Consider the following 21842-nt stretch of genomic DNA (forward strand, 5'->3'; position numbering starts at 1 on the left):
ACTCCCCTTTGTTGTAGTATAAGTAAAATTACAAAAACAGAAGTAGTATGCGACAGTTTAATTTTACTTGGACAACAATCGGCTGGTTACTGATTGGATACGGTTTATCTTTTATTCCCTCCCACGCACAAGCACAGGCAGTCATCAAGAAGTTCTCATTGGAACTGAAGAATGAAAGCTTGCCCGAAGCACTGAAACAGATAGGAAAAGAAAGGGGGAAAAAGTATTCTCTTCACTTACAACGGCACCGAAAGTTATCGCGTGACAGCCAGTATTCACGAAAAGACAGAATGCGAAGCCATAGACATCGTGTTGAAAGGCAAACCTTTCGTTTCCGTCGAACGGGAAGAGTATTTCGTCGTACAACGAAAGAAATCAAACAAAGCTATAACCGTACAAGGCAAAGTCTATGACGAGAAAGGAACTCCCCTAGCATTCGTCAATATACTTGCGCTTGCTGCCGATTCCAGTTTCCTGGCCGGGAGCGTGACAGAAGAGGACGGTTCTTTCCGTCTGCCTGCCATAGCCGGGGAAGATTGCCTGTTGAAAGCAACCTATATAGGTTACTGTCCGCAAATTATTCCCTGCCGGCAACAAAACATCCTCCGGTTACAACCCGATACGAAACTGCTGAAAGAGATAGTGGTAACCGCCGGACGCCCATTGATAGAAAGGAAAGACGGAACATTAACCGCCAATATAGCCGGAACTCCCCTTTCACTCATGGGATCGGCAAGCGAAATGATTTCACATCTCCCTTTTGTCACAGGTACGGACGGAGAATACACCGTATTGGGTAGGGGCACTCCCGAAATCTATATCAACGGACGCAAAGTCAGGGATAACACAGAACTGAACCGCCTGCAAGCCAACGAAATACTTTCTGCAGAAATCATCACCACTCCGGGGGTGCAATATGGCTCTTCCGTAGGTGCCGTTATCCGTCTCCACACCATTCGCAAACGGGGACAAGGCATGAGCGGCAGTTTCTATACCGATTACTCGCAAGGACATGTACCGATCGGCAACGAAGGCATATCCTTGAACTACCGTACCGGCGGACTGGATATTTTCGTAAAAGGGGACTTTGCCGAAATCAACAATCACCTAACAAGCATCCACAGTCAGGACATTTACGCTTCGTCCGACTGGAACCAATCAACGGAGAACAAAAGCAAACAAACCTATCGCACCTTCAACGGCGAACTGGGATTCAACTACGAAATCGACGAGGATCAGTCATTCGGTATGCGCTATATGCCCGGTACGAACATAGGTAATGCGCATACTACCAATGAAGGGACAACCCTCATTCTGCAAGACGGCAAAGAAGTAGACCACCTGTATGCTCGCCAGCAGACAGATGCGCATACCGGCTGGTGGCAGGCAGCCAACGGATACTACAACGCTACGTTCGGCAAATGCAACATCGACTTCAACGCCGACTATCTGTATGGCCGGGACCGCATCCGTCAATACGCCGAGAACAACGGAACCGAAGACGCCACTTCGAGCAACCGCGTACGCAACCACCTCTATGCCGCCAAACTCCTGATCACCACCCCACTCTGGAAAGGCAAACTCAGTTTCGGCACAGAAGAAACATTCACCAACCGCCACGACATATTTCTCCAAAGCGGCTTCTCCGCCGATGCCGACGACCGCATCAAACAAACTATGTTTTCCGGCTTCATCGACTACAACCTGCCATTGGGAAAGTTCAATATCTTAGCCGGACTGCGCTATGAATTTCAACAAACAGATTACTACGAGAAAGGGATTCACCAAGACGGCCAAAGCCCCACCTATCGCGACTGGATACCGGTAGTCAGCATCAGATACACTTCCGGCAACTGGTTTTTCGCCCTTTCCCACCGCACTCTGAAATACAGTCCCAGCTACGATATGCTCACCAGTGCCGTCACGTATCAAAACAAGTACTCTTACCGGAGCGGAGACCCGTTTCTCGTCCCCCAGATACATCGTGCAACTTTCTTCGACGCCGGATGGAAATGGATCAATTTCAGTATTTACTACGACCATTCCTGGAATATGTACACCAGCTACACCCGCCCGTATGACGACATCAATCATCCCGGTGTATTGCTGTTCGGCATGGCAAGCATTCCGCATTCCAACCGCTATGGAAGCAGCATCGTCCTTTCACCAAAATTCGGCATCTGGCAACCTCAACTGACCACCGGCATCAATTGGTTTGACTCCCACGGTACTTCCATAGGCATCACCCAGCACTGGAATGAGCCACGGTTCTATTTCAGTCTCGACAACAGTTTCAACTTCCCTAAAGGCTGGTTCTTCAATATCAAAGGAGTACTGTCGCCCGGAGCCAAACAAAGTTACGCCATTTGGAAAACCGAAGGAAGAGTAGATGCCCAACTGACCAAATCGTTCCTGAAAGACCAGTCGCTAAAAATATCGGTAACCGCCAAAGACATCTTTCACACCGGCTACAGATACTTCACCATCTATGGCGACCGGACATTCAGTTCCAACCGCGATTATTCAGACCAGCAGCGTTTCGGCATCCGGCTGAGTTATCAGTTCAACGCGGCGAAAAGCAAATATAAAGGAACCGGAGCCGGAGAGAGTGAAAAATCGCGTCTGTAGACTCTCTTTTTAAAGAGAAGTGTGTACTTTTGCAGTATCAACCCCCTAAGAGAGCATGTTCCTGTTTCATAAAGACCATACCAAGAAAGAAGTTTTCGAGCAGATGTTTGTGGAAATGTATCCGCGAATGGTACGTTATGCCTCACAATTGACGGGAGATAAAGAAGAAGCACGGGATATAGTGAGCGAAGTGATGGAACAGGCCTGGACACATTTTGAGCAGTTGGATAAGAACGACCGGGGCGGATGGATTTATACCGCAGTCCGCAACGCCTGCCTCAACCGCCTGAAACACCTTCAAGTGGAGCATGATAATGCGAGAGCGATCTACGAAGCGACACTAGCTGATGTGGAGAGCAACTATCAGGAGCACGAAGCGTTATTGCAAAAGGCGGAAATGATAGCCCGAAGTCTGCCTGAGCCTACCTGCACTATCTTACGGCTGTGTTACTACGAGCATCTCACCTATCGGGAAGTTGCCGAACAACTTGGCATCAGCCCCGATACAGTGAAAAAGCATATATCCAAAGCACTGCGTACATTACGCAAAGTCATGAACGATGAAAATCATGAACGATCAAGGAAGGAGAACAGATAATGGAAGAAAAGAAAAAGTATACTCCCAAAGAGGAATCCCCCGATTACGGACTAACGGGAGATGACTGCCGCCCTTTTTCAGAGGATGCCGGGATACGTCGTTTACAAAATGCCTTTGGCGAAGCGTTAGGCGATTTGCCCCTGCCGGAAGAGACACGGGAAGCATGGACAGCTTTCTTGCAACGACAGGAGCAGAAGAAACGACAAGCATATCGCCGCATATGGCTTTCCGGTGGCATGGCAGCAGCTATTGCCCTGCTCTTAATACTGTGGTCACCCTGGAATAAATCAGACAGTACAGCATCGGATATCAAAATATTTGCCGCCCTCAATGTTCCCGAGCAGGTCACAACACAAGAAAAAAATGGCAGAATAATCGTTTCCACCCCGCCAACGACTATCATTAATCTGACATTAGAAGACGGAACCCACGTGCTGTTAAGTGCAAACAGTCGTTTGGAATACCCCAAAGAGTTTACTCCGCAAAACAAGCGGATAGTAAACCTCACCGGAGAAGCACGCTTTGAAGTGGCAAAAGACAGTCTTCGTCCTTTCATCGTTTCCACCGGAGATATACAGACACAGGTATTGGGGACAGTATTTGATGTAAATGCCTATCCTTGTAATACGCCCACTGTCACATTATATAGAGGACGGGTGCAAGTAGCAAAAACCGACTCTTCGCACCGGAAGGAAATATCACCCGGTCAATCCGCCACATTAGAAACAAATGGTGATATCGTTGTATCAAAGGCTACGCAGACCGAAAAAGAAGGATGGACGGATAATGAGTTTTATTTCGACAACACGAAGATGATGCAAGTATTACAGAGTTTAGGGACTTGGTATAATATCAGCGTCATCTGCCACTCACCCAACCTCTTACAGAAACGGATTCATTTTCGTTTTAGCCGGAATGTTTCGGTAGAAAGTCTGTTGGACGCACTGAACGATTTAGGAATTGCACATTTTCAGTACAAGAATGGGCAGATAATGGTCTATTAAAACCCTAACTTAATTCCCTTAAAAGCAATACGCCTTTAAAGCATTATAAACGTACACTCACTTTTACTAAGGAGTAAAAGTAGTACGACATATCAATGTGAACAAACCACACGAACAATTTAAACAAGTAGTAATACTTTGCTTTCTACCTTTTATAGTTTACCAAGACATCATCTTTCAATTTGGTGGACATATATACTTATCGTAGTGGACATATAGATACACGATGGTGAGTATATATATCCACCGCGCTGTCTCTATATGTCCACTAAACACTGTGTATTAACCTGTTAACTTTATCATTGGGTATACTCGAATGTCACCGTACCGCGAATATCAGAAGAAGAAGCGGCAATGTATGCCTTAAACTTACCAGGCTCTGCCACCCAAGTATGCTGTTTATCATCAAAGAATTGCAATGCTTCCGGTTTGATCGTAAACTTCACTTCTTTTTCTTCATTCGGAAGAAGCCGTACTTTCCGGAAGTTTTTCAACTCCTTCACCGGGCGAAGAACACTCACACTCTTCGTCGCCAACATATAACTGAACGATCTCTTTCCCTGCTATTTTCCCTGTATTCCTAATTCTTACAGTAAGATCAATACTGCCATCAGCATTCATTGTTTTAGCCGATACCACAGGCTTACTATATTCGAAAGTGGTATAACTCATGCCATAGCCAAAAGGAAAGAGCGGCCGGATCTTCTTCGTATCATACCAACGATAACCAACCAAAATATCTTCTTTATATTCCTGACGGATACTATCACCCGGGTAACTAATCTCACCAAAGAAGTGTGCCGGACAATCTTCCAGTTTCACCGGATAAGAAAAAGGTAACTTACCGCTGGGATTCACATCTCCGCTCAACACATCAGCCAGTGCCTCTCCGCCGACAGAGCCTAAATACCACGACTGAATAATAGAGGGTATCTCCTTCACCCAAGGCATTTCCACCGCATTTCCACTAATAATTACTGCTACCAGATTCTTATTTACTTTCAACAGAGCTTCTATCAAATCATTCTGTCCAAAAGGAAGTCCATACGACAAACGGTCACCACCCTCACAATCCTGAAAATGATTCTTATTCAGTCCTCCGACAAAGATCACCAAGTCCGCATTCATCGCTTTTTCTACCGCGTCATTACGTAAAGAATCTACTGTTGTCTGTGGAATAACATCTGCCCGGCCATACATCGGGCGACCGCTTGTATAGCCTTGTGCATAAACCACATCCTCACCAAACTTCGCTTTTATACCATCTAATGGTGAAACCACCCTCTGAACTTTCAACTCCGAAGAGCCGCCGCCTAACATCAAATTACGGGTAGCATTATCTCCCACAACCAAAATACGTTTATATTTTCCCTGGGGAATAGGTAATAATGCAGGCTGTTTCTTACCTGTCCCATTTTTCAACAAGACAATGCCCTCTGTTGCAACCTCATAAGCTGTACGATAGTGCTCTTCGCTGGTCAGTGCACCGAACGGTTTCCGACGATTCATCGCTGTACGGAAAATCAGACGTAACACACGTGCGGCCTTATCGTTCACTACCTCCATCGAAATCTTACCTTCGCGAACCATTTTCAGATAAGACTTACCCAAATAATAATCATCAAAACCGAATTCCGATTCCGAAGTCAAACCATTGGTATAAGATCCCATTTCAATGTCCAATCCGTACATGGCAGCTTCATAAGTATCATGTGCAGCTCCCCAGTCCGTGATAACGCATCCGTCGAAATTCCATTCCCCCTTCAATATATCATTATTCAGCAATTTGTGATGGGCAGCATGAGTTCCACGCACTTTATTATAAGCTCCCATAACAGACCACGTTTTACCTCTTTCTACAGCAGCCTTGAAAGCAGGCAGATATATTTCATACAATGCACGGTCGCTTAGTTGCACATCGATATGTCCCCGCCATAATTCCTGATTGTTCAGTGCGTAATGTTTTACGCAGGCGGCTACTCCATTCTTCTGCACTCCCTGAATATAAGGCACGCAAAGCTCCGAGGCTAAATAAGGGTCTTCCCCCATATATTCAAAGTTACGCCCGTTGAGCGGGGTACGATAGATATTCACCCCCGGTCCCAACAAAACATCCTTTTCACGATAACGGGCTTCTTCACCGATGGCCTGTCCATATTTCTCTGCCAATAGCGGATTCCAGCTAGCTGCCAGACAGGTCAGTGCAGGAAAAGCAGTGCAACTATCGTTCGTCCATCCGGCATATCCCCAATCATTCCAGTTAATTTCGGCACGCACGCCATGAGGACCGTCACTCATCCAGAGTTCAGGAATACCCAAACGGGGACAACCAGGGGAGCTAAACTTCCCTTGTGCATAACTAAGACGAGTTTTCTCCTCCACAGTCATACGGTTCAGCGCATCCTGTACCCTGACCTCTATCGGTTGTGTATCATCCAGATACACCGGTTTTTGTTTCTTGTCTTGAGCAATCACCACCATACCTGTCTGAACAGACAGGAAACATATAGTCAATAAAAATATCTTCATTATTCCCATAATCATTTACAGTTTACAATCTTTTGCCGAGATCTTCACCACGGCTTGCCGAAGCCCTTCCGAAGTAGCTGTCAACTCCGTTTTTCCCGGTTTCCCGTCATTCTGAATGACAACAAAGCATTTTCCATAAAATGCTTTCCCTTTTTATCCTTAAAGCGTTCCAACGATATCGGGTTTCCATTATCCACTCCTGCGATGAAACCATTACCTTTCACAGTGAAATTCACCAAATTATCTGCATTCGGACAAAGATTCCCTTCTTCATCCAGCACCTCTACAGTGACGAAACACAAATCTTTTCCATCAGCAGCCAGAACTGAACGATCAGGAGTCAGGCGAATTTCTGCAGGCTTTCCGGCTGTACGAATTTCCTTTTCCGCTACCACTTCATCCTTTCTGCGTGCAACAACCTTCACCGTTCCCGGTTCAAACTTTACACGCCAAACAACATGCAGGTTATCAGCATCTTTACATTTCACTCCCTGCGACTTTCCATTCATAAACAATTCCACTTCATCCGCCTGATTATAGTAGCACCACATATCGATCTCCTGCCCCGGAGTCCAGTTCCAATGCGGGAAAAGATGCAACACTTGCTTATCTGTCCATTCCGACTGATATAGATAGTAGACATCTTTTGGGAAACCTGCCAGATCGACAATACCAAAGAATGAACTACGTGCAGGCCATCCGTAAGGAGTCGGTTCTCCGATGTAATCGAATCCTGTCCATACATATTGCCCGCTGATAAAGTCGTTGTCTCTGACTAACTTCAGACTTTCTTCATGAGTGTTTCCCCAAGGCACATGACAGTTCTCATAAGATGAACAGGCAAAAGTAGAATCAGCAAAGGGTTTATCCCAACGCTCAGGCCAGATAAACATCCGGTCACTGGGCATACGGTAGTATCCACGTGTCATTAATGCCGAATTACTTTCAGTAATGATAAAGGGCTTGTCCGGAAAATTAGCCGGAACATGAGGAATATCTTTATTATGATAATTATAGCCAATCACATCCAGTGCACCGGAACGGAATAAATGATTGCCGGAATTCGGTTCATTGCATCCTGCAGTGACAGGACGGGTAGAATCAAGCCCTTTCACAAAGCTTACCAACTTCTTCGTCAGCAAAGAGTTGACACTCTCCTCTCCTTCTTTTGCCAGCATTTCAGAAGAATGCCCGAAATTCAGGATCAAATTGGCCTCTTCCAGACTCAATGTATCCGCTTTAGCATCACTCCATTGTTCGAGGACTTCATTACCGATACTCCACATAAAGACAGAAGGGTGATTGCGGTCACGCAAAATAAAGTCATTCAAATCGCGCTCGTGCCATTCATTGAAGTAACGGGCATAATCATGTGCTGTTTTTTTCTTCCGCCACATATCAAAAGCCTCATCCATCACGATAAATCCCATACGATCACAGAGATCAAGCAGTTCGGGTGCGGGAGGATTATGGGAACAACGTATGCCATTGCATCCCATTTCTTTCAGAATCTGCAATTGCCGTTCAATGGCACGTGTGTTGACAGCTGCCCCCAGACAGCCCAGATCATGGTGCATACATACCCCGTTAATCTTGGTTTGCCTACCGTTCAATGTAAATCCTTTCCGGGCATCAAAACTAAATGTACGGATACCGACAGGAGTCGTATACCTATCCATACATTCCTCGTTTCGCATCACTTTGGTAACCAATGTATACAAATAAGGAGTATCAATATCCCACAACTCCGGTTGTTTTACAGTCAATTGCTGGGCGAAAACAGTTTCTCTGCCAGTTTCCGTTTTTCCGGCCGACCGCGTTCCAGCAACTTCTCCGCCTTCAGCATCCTGCAAGGATGAACAGACCGTGATATTTTCATTTGTATCACTTTCATTCACAATAGTAGTAACAAGATTCAGTACAGCCTCTCCCTTGTCAACCGATGATGTCGTGACATACGTTCCCCAATCGGCTACGTGTATCGGACCAGTCTTGCTTAGCCATACATTCCGGTAAATGCCACAACCTGAATACCAGCGTGAATTAGGTTGCTCCGCATTGTCCACCCGAACAGCCAGCACATTGGGTTCATCCCATTTCAGATAAGGGGTCAGATCATAACTGAAACTGATATATCCATAAGGACGTACTCCTAACGAAACACCGTTAATGAATACTTCCGAATTCATATATATTCCGTCAAACTCAATGCGGAAGATCTTTCCTATATCTGCTTTGTCTACACTAAAAGTTTTGCGATACCATCCAACTCCACCCGGAAGCGCCCCTCCCCCTGTGCCGGAAGGATTTTCACAGCTAAAGTCTCCCTCAATCGCCCAATCATGAGGCAGATTCAATACCCGCCAGTCATTGTCGGCAAAACCGGGTTGTGCAGCTTGTAATCCGTCTCCCAAGTGGAAACGCCAATCCGCATTAAAGTCAGACCGCTCGCGTGGAGAAATGGGGAAAGAACTGTTACATGCTCCCAACAGCATCAGACAGCTCCCCAATATCAAATATTTCAATTTACCAATCATCATCATCGGATTATATCATCCAGCCTACAGTTTCAATGTCTGCTTGCTGCCATTATATTTCACAGTCACCCCTTTCGCATTCAAATCAAACGGTTGGGCTTTCTCCTTATTGACCGTAACCACAGTGAAGGTGCGTTCCTTCAGCATACCCGGAAATTCTCCCTGACGTTCACCAATCACTAAGGTCTTGGTAGCCTCATCATACTTCATCGGTATCATGGCATACATCCCTTGTTCATAGTTATAATTCACGCCCTCATCTTCGTACAAAGTAAATGCTCCATCCGCTCCCTGATAAATATACAAACGAATATGATCCGCCGGTCTTTCATCCGTATACTGAATATCATCACCTAACGGTACGATAGCTCCCGCACGCACATACAACGGAATCCGTTCATAAGGCGCATCTATCATTTTCTTTTCTCCACCGGACTGAAACTTGCCGGAATAAAAATCATACCAACCTTCTGCTTGGGGGAAATAGATTTCACGGCTCCGATCACCATAGCGATAAACCGGCGATACCATAAACGAAGGGCCGAACATATACTGGTCACCAATATCATTTACTTGGGTATCCGCTGTAAAATCCATGACTAATGGACGCATGATTGTATAATCATTAAACCAGGTCATGCCTGCCAACGAATAAATATACGGCATCATATTGTAGCGCAGTTTGGTATAATAAACAACCGATTGGTAGGCCGGATGTCCTTCCGGTGCAATCTCCCATATTTCACGGAACGGGTATTGTCCATGTGCACGATACAGAGGAACGAATGCACCGAATTGATACCAACGGGCATTTAATTCACGCCATTCTTTATAATCGGCATTTTCCGTCTTTGTCGCATTCCATTGTTTCTGTCCCGCCACATAACGGTTCTCTACACAAAAGCCGCCAATATCCATTGTCCAGTAAGGTATTCCACTCATGGCGAAATTAAGTCCGGCAGAAATCTGTGCCTTCATATCCTCCCAACGTGTACCGATATCTCCGCTCCATGTAGCTGTAGAATAACGCTGTAACCCGGCAAATCCCGAACGGGTCAATAAGAACACACGTTTATTATTATCCACTCCGCGCTGACCGTCATAAATGGCTTCTGCATTCATCAGTGCATAAGCATTGAAAAATTCCGTAGAGGAGCCCAATGCCGTAGGTCCGCACAAAGCCTTCCGATATTCCAAGTCGGTACAGTCACGTACATTCGGTTCGCTGGCATCCATCCACCAGGCATCGATACCCAACGGATAATAGTGCTCATACATCTGCTTCCAAAACAGTTTACGTGCATCCGGATCATAAGCGTCATAAAAACCATAATGGTAACCGGGACCTACCCAATCTTTCAAGCTATCCCTGACAGACTGCTGATACATCCACCCATTCTTGTCGAACTCCTTGAAATGTTCGGTAGTAACATAGAACTTAGGCCATACCGAAATCATCATACGCCCATGCATAGCATGAATGGAATCGACCATTGCTTTGGGATCCGGAAAGCGTACCTTATCAAACTCATGACTTCCCCAGGCATTTTCCGGCCAGTGATTCCAATCCAGTACGATATTATCTACCGGGATTTTACGATCACGGAAACCTTTCAGTGCGCCTAACATTTCATCTTGTGTATTATACTTCTCCCGACTTTGCCAGAAACCCATTGCCCATTTCGGCATAACAGGCGACTTTCCGGTCAGAGTCCGATAGCCACTGATTACTTCATCCATATCCTCACCAACCACAAAATAATAATCAAGCTGCTTTGCCATCTCACTCCACCATGACTGTTTTCCCTGTTCTGCCGGATCTACAGGAGTCAATGCCCGCAGCCCGCAATAAGACTGCCCGCCATCAGGCTGCCATTCAATTTTCAACGGCACACGCTTACCTGCTTCCAGATGAACAGCAAACTTATAGCTATTAGGATTCCATGCAGTCCGCCAACGTTCCGGCACCACCGGTTCATTATTCAAATAGACCTTGACATATCCGGCGTAATAAAGAATAAACTTAAATTCTCCTGTTTGAGCAGGTTCTATTTCGCCTTCATAAGTGACCTTAGCCCCCATCAACGGCAATTTCTCCGGAAGATTCTGAATCGTTTTCAGATTCTCAAAATAAATAGAGTCTTCCCGGCGAACCAACGTCTCTCCTTTTTTCGGCACATAAGTACCGGTAAGCGCACCTTCCCGACCTGTCTTATCATAAAGCTTAAAGACCCGGTTCAATTGGGAGTAGTCATTCGGATTACCGAAACGGCACAATGAATAGCTATCCAGCAGTACACCATAATTCTTATTTGAAACAACGAATGGAACAGAGACTTTCGTATTGTATTGGAACAGTTCTTCGTTCTTACCCTTATAATTAAATTCATCCGCCTGATGCTGCCCCAATCCGTAGAACGCTTCATCTTCAGGAGATTCAAAAACCTGGCAGATCGTATATCCCTTTGTTCCTTCTACTTCGATTGGAGTAAACTTCTTTCCTCCTCCCTTGTTTTCCTGCAGGATTAACTTTCCGTCTTTATCCGCAAACCACACCTCTCCGGTACTGGCCAATACGGACGCTTTCACTTCTTTTGTAGACACTGTAATCGTATCGCCATTCTGCATGACGGCAAATGGGATTTGTTTCTCCTGCGAAACAACAATCAAACTTTGCGGATCGGCAAACTTGCTGTCGGCAGTAGCAGAAACACGGATTAACTTATCTCCCATCACTTGCAGACGAACCAGTCGGGGACCTCCTGTTACTTCCTGTTGTACTTTAACTATCACGCTATCGCCTGTCTCCTCATAGACCTTATTGGCACATGCTCCGAAAAGAAGTCCCGGCAACAGGCAACAGAAAATGTTTTTCATATTCATAATCATACCTACCTTTAGGGTTCAACAATATATTTTCTCATATCGCAAAAGTAAGTACTATAAATGAAAAGCTCCCCTTCTAATGTTTTATAGAAGGGGAACTTTTAAACAGTGACCGGACGATATGTTTTTTTCAGAGGTATCATTTGTTATTTCCCTTCTTTTTCCTGGTAAACAGAGGGCAAAACACCAAATTCATCCTTGAAATAACGACTGAAATATTTAGGGTTATTAAAGCCTACTTCGAAGGCTACCTCAGATACATGAAGCTGGCTTTCACGCAATAATTGCGCTGCCCGTTTCAAGCGGATCACGCGGATAAACTCAATCGGTGTCTTTCCTGTGATCTGGAGTAATTTCTTATACAGATGCACACGGCTCATACCCAGTTCCCGGCTAAGCTCCTCTACCGAGAGTTCGGTACGCGACATATTATCTTCCACATACTTGATTGCTTTCTCTATCAATTTCTCATCCAATGAAGTAATGACAATCTCACTGGGGGCAGGGTCAATCATTCCCTGGGTGACACGATGATAGCGGCTTAATTCTATCAGTTTACGGATACGCAACACAAGAATAGTCATATTGAACGGCTTCGTTACATAATCGTCCGCTCCTGTCTGCAATCCTTCCAGCTTCGCTTCGGTATTCTGCCGTGCTGTCAGCAAAATCACAGGGATATGCGCTGTGCGCTTATCCTGCTTTATCAGACGGCACAACTCATTACCATCCATTTGAGGCATCATCACATCACTGATAACCAGATCGGGCAATTCTTCCTGCATCATCTCCCATGCTTCCTTACCACTCACAGCCAGTTTGACACGATACTGCAATTCCAGACTATAACGCATAAAGATACGGAAGTCTTCATTATCATCTACTATCAGCAACAATGGGAAATCCTTACGTTCCGTTTCCTCTCTGGTTTCCTCTTTTATCTCCTTATCTTCTTCCTCCCCGGCCGGTATACCTGTCTCTGGCGGCAATTGCACCTGTGTCTCCACATGCTTTACCGGAAACTGAATAACGAAAACGGAGCCTGTTCCTATATTATCAAAGACCTTCACTTCTCCCTCATGCAAAGTTACAAAGTCACGTACCAAACTCAAGCCGATACCATTTCCGGTAGTTTCCTCTACCCCTTTATGACCCGCCTGATAGAAACGTTCGAAGATATGTTCCTTATCCACCTCACTAATTCCTATTCCAGTATCAGCAATCTTGATCTCCAGCATATCAGGAGTTCCTGCCACATGCTCTATCATCACCGTCACCCGTCCTCCTTCGGGAGTAAACTTAAAGGCATTGGAAAGCAGATTCATGACAATCTTTCCCACCTTGTCAGCATCAAAAGCCATCGAGAATGTATCTATCCCCGAGAAAAAAGAGAACTGAATATGTTTCTTATCCGCCATCAATAGGAAAGAGTTGCAAACACTATGCACATACGAGATAATATCTCCTTCCGACAGAGACAACTGATGAGTGCTCATCTCCCCTTTACGGAAATCGAGCAGTTGATTGACCAAGTGCAACAACCGCTGCGCATTGCGATGCATCAACTGCAAACGTGTACTTTGCAATTCATCGGTTGTTTCTTTCAGCATACCCTCCAAAGGAGAAATAATCAATGTAAGCGGTGTACGCAATTCATGGCTGACGTTCGTGAAGAAACGGAATTTCATATTATTGATTTCTTCGTTCTTCGCCACCTCGCTTTCTATCTGCTGAAGATGAAACTTCTCACGTTCACGTTTCAGCATCCGGTAGCGTGCCAGAAAAAGCACGACCACCAAACCGATGGCATACAACAAATAGGCCCACCATGACATCCAGAAAGGAGGATTGACTACAATACCCAGCGTCGCTTCCTTCACGCCGACATAACCGTCACTATTTACCGCTTTCACTCTCAAAACATACTTTCCCGGTGCAAGATTTGTAAAAGTCACATTGTGTACTCCTAACGGTAAGGTTAGCCAGTCATTATTAAACCCCTCCAACTTATACATGTATTGAGTTTTCTCCGGTAAATTATAGTTATCCGAAGCAAAAGATACACTGAAAATGTTCTGCTTATAATCAAACTCGACATTTTCTACATCGTTCAATTCCTTTTCTATCAACACTCTTCCACCATACGACTGTCCCACCTTTATCGGCTCATCAAACAGCGAAAGACCTGTAAACATCACAGTAGGCAGCATTTTATTATAGCGTATATGATCCGGAGCAAAAACATTTACCCCATATAAACCTCCAATAGCAATGATTCCATTGTGCAAGGTTTTGATAGAACGCTGGTTAAAATCACAATTCTGCAATCCGTCCTCACTATTATAAGCCCTGGAATCAAAAAGGTAACTCCCTTTTCCGTCCGAAGCTACTGTCACCCGGATTACCTTCCTACTGGTCGAGACCCACATATTACGCTCCTGATCTTCCGTAATCGCAGCAATAAAGCTTCCTTTGGCCTCTGCAACAGGAGATAAATCAAGAAACAGATGGCGTCTTATATCATATACATTCAATCCCTCACGTGTAGCAATCCATATCAGTCCCCGGCTATCCTTGTACACATGATTAACCGCATCGTTCGACATTTTCATGCTACCGCTCTGACCTTGAACTTTTTTTATTTCACGAGTACGCATATCCATCATACCTACTCCCTGATTAGCAGTTCCGAAAAATAATGTATTATCATCTCCCCAACACAAAGAGGTAACATTATTTTCCAGCAGAGCCGAGTTATTACTCGTATAAGTTTCAAAAGTACCGGACAACGGTTCCAAACATTGTAAACCACCTCCTAAGGAAGCAATCCAGATCCTCCCCTTATCATCTTCCACCAATGCCCAGACATTATTACTTGCCAGAGCATTCCCGGCACCCTCCTTATAAGAACGTACCTGGGAACCATCCATACAATACAGCCCTCCATTAAATGTTCCGACCCATAATTTGCCGTCTTTTGACTTTAGCATAGACACGACCGGATTCGGCAACTGTCCTTCGGCATCTCTCCAGAAAGGTTCCGCCTTTCCTGTTGAACGGTTCCACAAAAGAATCCCATGGTCATTCGTTCCCAGCCACAATTTATTTTCATCTGCCTGCTCTATGCAGGTAATATCTCCCCATTCATACATATTGAACTTAAAGATACTTTCACTATAATAAGATACTCCTTTCTTATAAGTTCCCACCCACATGATACCATCTCTATCAGCATATAAGTCATAAATTGTATTATGAGGCAAACTCCGTCCATTGTCATCATGGGCAACAAGAGAAGTCACTTTTCCAGTTTCTTTCTCAAGCACATCTATACCGTCATAATCCTTTCCAACCCAGATTCTGCCTTCTATATCCTGTGCCACCGTATGAATGATTACGTCCGGACGTGACGACCAAATACCAGTCAAGTCTGTCCGCCAACTTTTTGTTCCGCAGTCATACACCCAGATTCCCATAAGACTATATGCCCAGATACAATTGTCTCTGTCTACAAAGAGCGAAAGCTCCTATCTTCTTCCCTTCCGGAATATATTTTTTGATTTCATCAGACTGCCATTTTACTGCTAATGTGGAACGATCCAGGCAAACAAGTAGTCCTGTATTATAAATCAACAAGATCCCGTCACTACATTCTGCCATTTGTGTTACTCCATATTCCGGTAACGAATGTTCCATATACGAGAAGAAAAGTCTTTTTCCGCCTTCCTTGTAACAGTAACATCCCTCACCTGCCACACTAAGCCAGGTATTCCCTTCCCGGTCTACAAAAACCTGTTCCGGAACTCCCCATGATTCGAGAGTCTTCATAAATCCGGTAACATCAGTGATGAAGCAATCCCGTTCCTTGTCAAACAATACATATCCCCGGGCAGTATTTATCCAAAACCGTCCATCAGGCATTTCTACAATATCAGTGATATAATTATCCGGCAAAGATCCCGGCTCGTCCTCGACATGCTGGTAAACCTTAAAAGTATATCCATCATAGCGGTTCAATCCGGCAGTCGTGCCAAACCACATGAACCCGTCACGATCCTTATAAATAGTATTTACAGAATTATTAGACAATCCGTCCGATACTTCCAGATGCTTGAACAGATAGGATTGTGCAGACACAATCCATGAAGTGAAAAGTAAAGCTAACAATAAAAGGCTCTTTCTTATCATGTTTTTCAGATTTGTACAAAGGAAATAAAATATTATCAAACAGCCAAGAAAAAGAGTCTGCGGATTATTTGGCGAAATCAACCAACCCGCCAAGAAAAAGACAGTCTGAACGGAGATTCCCGTACAGACCGTCTTTATGGTTTATTGATACTCAATAGAAACAACAGAACAACTCTTATCCGGACTATTCTGTCGCGAGTCCCTCTATCAGAGCGTTATACTCCAATTTGTCATAAATGTCCAACGTATTGCGATTCAAAACACCGTCCCCACGATCCCAATAGAATGGAACCAGTCCATGAGCACGCGCCTGACGCACTACACATCTGTCGAACGCCGCACGCGACAGGTCATGTCCTCTTTGGGCTTCTTCATCCTGCAATTGACGACGGATAGCCGCAAACTCACCGATGAGTACCGGAATATTCTGTTCTACAAACCGGGTCTTCAGCTTCTGAAATTGAGCTTTCATGTATTCCTCTCCGCCAATATTGTCCCAACGACCTTCGTAATTGCCAACAGCATACCCGCGATTCTCTTCTCCCCAGAAATAGAAAGCCTTTCCCCAACTCTCGTCTTTCTCCATTCCGCAGAATTGCCACGAACTGTAATAATGCACTTCAACAATCATACGCCCGTCCGTCGGGTCTTCGGGTAACTGCCCCATCCATTGGATAGTTTTGTCAATATCCGTAGCAGGTCCCTGTACTATGAGATTACGATACACATTTTTCCCTCCCGTAGCGCGAACGGCATCTACAAATGTCTGTTCATACTGTAGCAGTACTGCCATATCATCGGCATCCTCAACATTCGGTTCGTTGCAGCCAGCAAAAATCAGATGCTCGTCATAATTTCTAAAGAAAGTAGCAATCTGACGCCACAAAGCCCGTTGCTTTTGGTCTACAGCTTTATTATAGCCGTTTGGTATATCATTCTCCAACCACCCACCATCCCAATGGATATTAAGAATAACATACAGTTCGTTATCCACACAATAGTCTACTACTTCTTTCACACGGTTGAGCCACGACGCCTGTATCTCATAGCTTCCATCACTTGCCAGATAATCATTCCAAGCACAAGGAATGCGTACCGCACTAAATCCAAGTTCCTTTATTTTGGTAATCATGGCTTTGGTAGTAGCCGGATTTCCCCAAGCAGTTTCTCCACCGGTAGCTTCCAGCGAATTACCCAGATTCCATCCAATCGCGATTTCCTTCATCAATTCCATCGCATTCTTCTCCATGCCTGTCATATCTGCTTCCGGTATCGAAGAAACCTGTTGAATCACGGTAACCGATTCTATAAGGTCATTCAGCATGAATGTGATGACGGCTGTACGAACTTCATTACCAACGTTGGGATCGGCGGTAAATGTCTCCACCTTTTCAGTCAGAGCACGTGAGGAGTTATGATGAAGCCATCCGGCATCGATCGTTATCTCATAATCTCCGGATGCCTGCATCTTAATAGAAAAGTTTTCTCCTTCACCGGCAACTGTCACTTCGTGTGTTTCCCCCACTAAAAGATCACTGGCAAGCTGACTCACCTGTACCACCTCATTCATTTCACTTCCTGTCACCTTAATCGTAGTCGAACGGGATTCTGTATCAGGATTAGCAGTTACACTAACCAAATACTTGCCAGTCTTTTTTGAGTCCGATTCCTGCCGGGTGATGCTGCACCACTCCGGCGAATCCGACACTACTTCATAAGACACATTTGATTGTATATAGAGTAAAGTCTCGCTTCCATTCTTACCGAAAGTCAGTTCTTGCTTTGAGACTGTGATGAAAGGAGTTTCCGCTACTTCATCTTCCGTACAGGAAATAAGCAAAACACCTGCCAAACAGAAAATATAATAAGTCCAAAGGCTACAAATCTTATTCATACTCATTCAATTACAAGATTCTTAAAGTATCTATAGTAACGTTCACTTTATCCGGTTCTGCAATGTCACTGAACATATCAATGATATCAATCACAAATACGATTACACCGTTATATGCCGCTTCTGGTTTAATGTTGATAGTATAAGTACCGTTGCCTTTCACTTTTACATCACTCGTACCCGAATAACTAGGCCACCAACCACTTGCCGTACACATCAGACCTGCATTATATTCCTTGGTGGCCGCATCGCCACTCAGTCCGCTAATAGTGAAAGTCAGTTCCATTGAATAGTCGAACACAATGCTTGCCGGATCAACCGGAGATGCAGACGCTGTCTGACCATATTGATTGTACAGTTCGATACGGAAATTATTCTTATCGTTCTCCAGATGTCCCCACACCAATTTATTGTTGTCAACAGTAATAGTGGTTGCCTCCGGTTCTGTGCTTCCCCCGGCATTGGGCACAAAATGATAAGCCTGGTATTCATCCTTTTCAGAGCTGCGTGCACCAAGCCACATACCCATCACCGATCCTCCTACACTCTCAATACTTAAGATACGGAGTTGGTTGTTAGCATCTGCTCCAAACATAATATCACCACCTCCGATGTGATAGGCAGGCAAAGGCAAGCTGAAGGTGTAAACACCTTTTTTATCCAAACTGTAGGTTCCATCCGAAGAAGTACCATCGGGCAAAATAAGGGAATATGTCATCGTACTTGAATTCAAAGTCAAAGCAAGTTTCTCCAATCCGCTGACCGGAGCTGCCCAATCAGGATAGTTACCGGCCGTAAAGTTATTCATCAGGCTACCATCCAGATTTGCCCAGTCGAACGGAACATCAGGCGACATCGTCCATTTGATTTCTGTGGTCACGACTTCTGATACCATGTCTTCCCATCCGTCAGGCAATACCGGTTCCGGATCGGGTTTATCTTCAGGCACATAATTGTCGGCATATTCTTTTGAAACAAAGTTCCATATCAACCACCAGGGTCCTTCACTATTGTCACGCATCACCCCGATTCGCAGATGATTTTCATCCAGTTCGAGCAACTTCAGATTCCGGTTCCAGTTCGTACTTCTGTCCGACCATGAAGGCGTGTGCAACAGTTCACAGTCAGTAAACGTGATGGTATGATCGTCCACATTGAGCATAAATGTACCTACGGTTGTGCTCTGTGAAGAAGAATTATAAACTGTCACGTTCGCTCCGCCAGTCAGACCGAAAGTCATCGTACTCTCCCAAATGGCATCATCTCCCGAATGACCGACGCCCGGATCCCAATTGGCACTCCAGTTGTTCCACTCTACGGTCGTGCTCGGATCAGCATAAGTCACTTCACCCGCAGCAAAGCCATACGAGCCGTTATCGAAAATCCAAACCTTCTCATTGTTGACCCCTCCCGACAAATAAGTCCATAAAGCATCATTCACAAATTCGGCACAGAAACTGTCGATGGAAAACTTTGCAGCGGGACCATACACTATTCCGGCTCGTGTCTGTACACCGAACTTCACGCTATACTCCCCCTCAAACGGCATCTGCAACTTAACTTCCGCACTCTGACTCCGCCCTTGCGGATGTTCCCAACATACCTGATAACTTGAAGGCATCAGACTTTTCAGATAAACAATATTCGGATTCACCGCATCATGCGTGATCGAAAAAGCAATTCCTTCAGCCAGATCATCCGAAACGATATCCTGACTTCCCAATTCATAAGTTTCGGGAGTACATGCCGACAACAATGTGACGAGCGTTGCCAGCAATGCTATATATAACTTTGATACAATCTTATTCATAACTTCCATTTTTTAATACCAACCTACATTCTGTTTCAAAACGCCATTCGAAAGTGTAATCTGATTATTCGGAATCTGAGAAAAACCTCGCTTGCCGGTAATATTCGAAACTGTAATGCTTACATCCTCGGGATTTCCCCCGCTGACAACCGACGTAGTGCCTGCAATCTGCGAAGCGGCATAATCCACACCCTGACGCAGCAGGTCCCAGTAACGCTGTCCTTCAAAAGCAAACTCCAGCATACGCTCCTTTATTATATTTTCTTTTGTGACCGCAACTTCCCGATAATCACCTGAAACCGACAAGTTTCCCTTACCATCATTCACCGTATAAGCACGCTGACGTACTTGATTGAGATATGCCTGTGCGCTCGGACTTCCTAATTCAGCAGCCATCAACAACACATCAGCATAGCGCATCACAATGAAATCCTGATATTGTGAAATCTGGAAATCGCCTTTGCCTAAACCGGAAACTTCATCAACAAGCGACCATGCACCGGACTTTTCATCTTTGACCCATTTCGACATCGGAGTATATTTCTTTACCGTATATCCGGTATATTCACGTTGGTCGGCATATGATTTTGCATATTCCGAATCATCGGCGATACCTTCACTATCCAGATTGATGATAGAAGCTTCACGACGTGCATCACCTGCACCATAGACAGTCCACATTTTGGGATTGACCGTACATCCTCCCCATCCTTTTCCGTAAGGTGCATGATTCAAATAACTACGTATTCCCATATAGACCAGCCAGCGGTTTCCATCATTATTTCCGTCATAGTCTTGCGTATAATTAAATTTCTGTGCCAATACCACCTCCTTATTACCTTTTCCGGCATAGGTTGTAGTCTGTGTATAATCACCTGTCGCCGCATTTCGGCTCCATGAAGTGGAAGCAGCCGGCCACAAGTTTTTGAATTCTTCAACCAGCCCGTAGCCTTCGGTCTCCGCAACAGAGATAAAATCTTCCAATCCCTGCAATACCGAAGCTTTGGTGACACCTTCTACCTGAGGTTCTTTACCGTAATAGCCTGTATAAAACAAGTAAACGCGAGCTAACAGCGCTTCAGCAGCAAACTTGGTTATATGACCGTCATTCGAAGCAGCTGCACTTTTAGGGTATGCACCTGCCGGAATATTATCCGCAGCAAACTTAAGATCGCTAAAGATAAGATTGTACACCTCTTCCGGGTTGGCCTGTGCACGGTTCTCATTCACAGGTTCAGTGAATAAGGGAATATTTTCCCAAAGGCGGACCATATCGAAATAACACAAGGCGCGTAAGGCACGACATTCACCCATATAAGTATTTCTCGTCTGGTCACTTGTCCAGGATATCTGACCTTCATGAGCCAGAAGTTCATTACATCGATACACTGCTGCATAATAGTTGGTCCATTCCGTTTCCAGCAAGTTCATATCGGAAGGAGATTGCGTAGCATCGAAGCGATCTATCACCTGATAGTTGCGGGCGTCAGTATTTCCCATACCGGCAAAGCACTCGTCCGCCATGATTTGCGAAGCAAAATAAAAAGCACATGCCTGACTGGACGTAGTACACTGCCAGCCATCATAACACCCTATCAATGCCCGCCACGCATCACTCTCAGTCCGGTAGAAGTTACCGGTAGTAGATTCTTTCTTCGATTCCACATCCAGAAAGCCTGCCGTACATCCCGTAAGTGACATCACGGCTAGTCCCATTCCCACTATATATAATTTCATATTATTCATATTCTCTGATTTTTTTAAGGTT

Annotated in this window: 6 protein-coding genes and 4 pseudogenes; 3 read left to right on the forward strand and 7 right to left on the reverse strand. The window is 44.9% G+C overall.

What is annotated here, in order from left to right; all coding sequences use genetic code 11:
- Nucleotides 1-47 precede the first annotated feature (47 nt).
- From NXX38_RS05035 to NXX38_RS05045, 3 genes and pseudogenes are all read left to right on the forward strand, one after another.
- Nucleotides 48-2628, forward strand: a pseudogene (locus tag NXX38_RS05035) (outer membrane beta-barrel family protein).
- Between the two features lie 55 nt (nucleotides 2629-2683).
- The gene (locus tag NXX38_RS05040; protein ID WP_258978734.1) at nucleotides 2684-3226 is read left to right on the forward strand and encodes an RNA polymerase sigma-70 factor; all 543 of its coding nucleotides are present in this window, start codon (nucleotides 2684-2686) and stop codon (nucleotides 3224-3226) included.
- Nucleotides 3226-4230, forward strand: coding sequence for a FecR family protein (locus NXX38_RS05045; RefSeq protein ID WP_258978735.1), 1005 nt, complete (start codon nucleotides 3226-3228; stop codon nucleotides 4228-4230). The genes NXX38_RS05040 and NXX38_RS05045 overlap by 1 nt, the downstream gene beginning before the upstream one ends.
- Nucleotides 4231-4529: 299 nt before the next feature.
- On the opposite strand, the pseudogene NXX38_RS05050 reads toward NXX38_RS05045, so the two are convergent.
- The 7 genes and pseudogenes from NXX38_RS05050 to NXX38_RS05080 form a co-directional block, all read right to left on the reverse strand.
- Nucleotides 4530-6759, reverse strand: a pseudogene (locus NXX38_RS05050) (glycoside hydrolase family 3 C-terminal domain-containing protein).
- Nucleotides 6760-6774: 15 nt separating this feature from the next.
- Nucleotides 6775-9299 (reverse strand): annotated as a pseudogene (locus NXX38_RS05055) (glycoside hydrolase family 2 TIM barrel-domain containing protein).
- A 21-nt stretch (nucleotides 9300-9320) separates the two neighbouring features.
- Nucleotides 9321-12185 carry an alpha-xylosidase BoGH31A gene (locus tag NXX38_RS05060; protein WP_258978736.1) on the reverse strand — a complete coding sequence of 955 codons (2865 nt, stop codon included), beginning with the start codon at nucleotides 12183-12185 and terminating at the stop codon, nucleotides 9321-9323.
- A 143-nt stretch (nucleotides 12186-12328) separates the two neighbouring features.
- Nucleotides 12329-16370: pseudogene (locus tag NXX38_RS05065) on the reverse strand (two-component regulator propeller domain-containing protein).
- A gap of 184 nt (nucleotides 16371-16554) precedes the next feature.
- Entirely contained in the window at nucleotides 16555-18264 is a 1710-nt protein-coding gene (locus NXX38_RS05070; RefSeq protein ID WP_258978738.1) for a cellulase family glycosylhydrolase, read from the reverse strand.
- Between the two features lie 10 nt (nucleotides 18265-18274).
- A complete protein-coding gene (locus tag NXX38_RS05075) occupies nucleotides 18275-20074 on the reverse strand; it encodes a hypothetical protein (RefSeq protein ID WP_234133151.1) in 1800 nt (599 codons plus the stop codon).
- 12 nt (nucleotides 20075-20086) lie between these two features.
- Nucleotides 20087-21820, reverse strand: coding sequence for a RagB/SusD family nutrient uptake outer membrane protein (locus NXX38_RS05080; protein WP_148366835.1), 1734 nt, complete (start codon nucleotides 21818-21820; stop codon nucleotides 20087-20089).
- Between the last annotated feature and the right edge of the window lie 22 nt (nucleotides 21821-21842).

It is taken from the genome of Bacteroides sp. BFG-637, assembly GCF_024793605.1.
In the GTDB taxonomy this organism is placed as follows: Bacteria; Bacteroidota; Bacteroidia; order Bacteroidales; family Bacteroidaceae; genus Bacteroides; species Bacteroides vicugnae.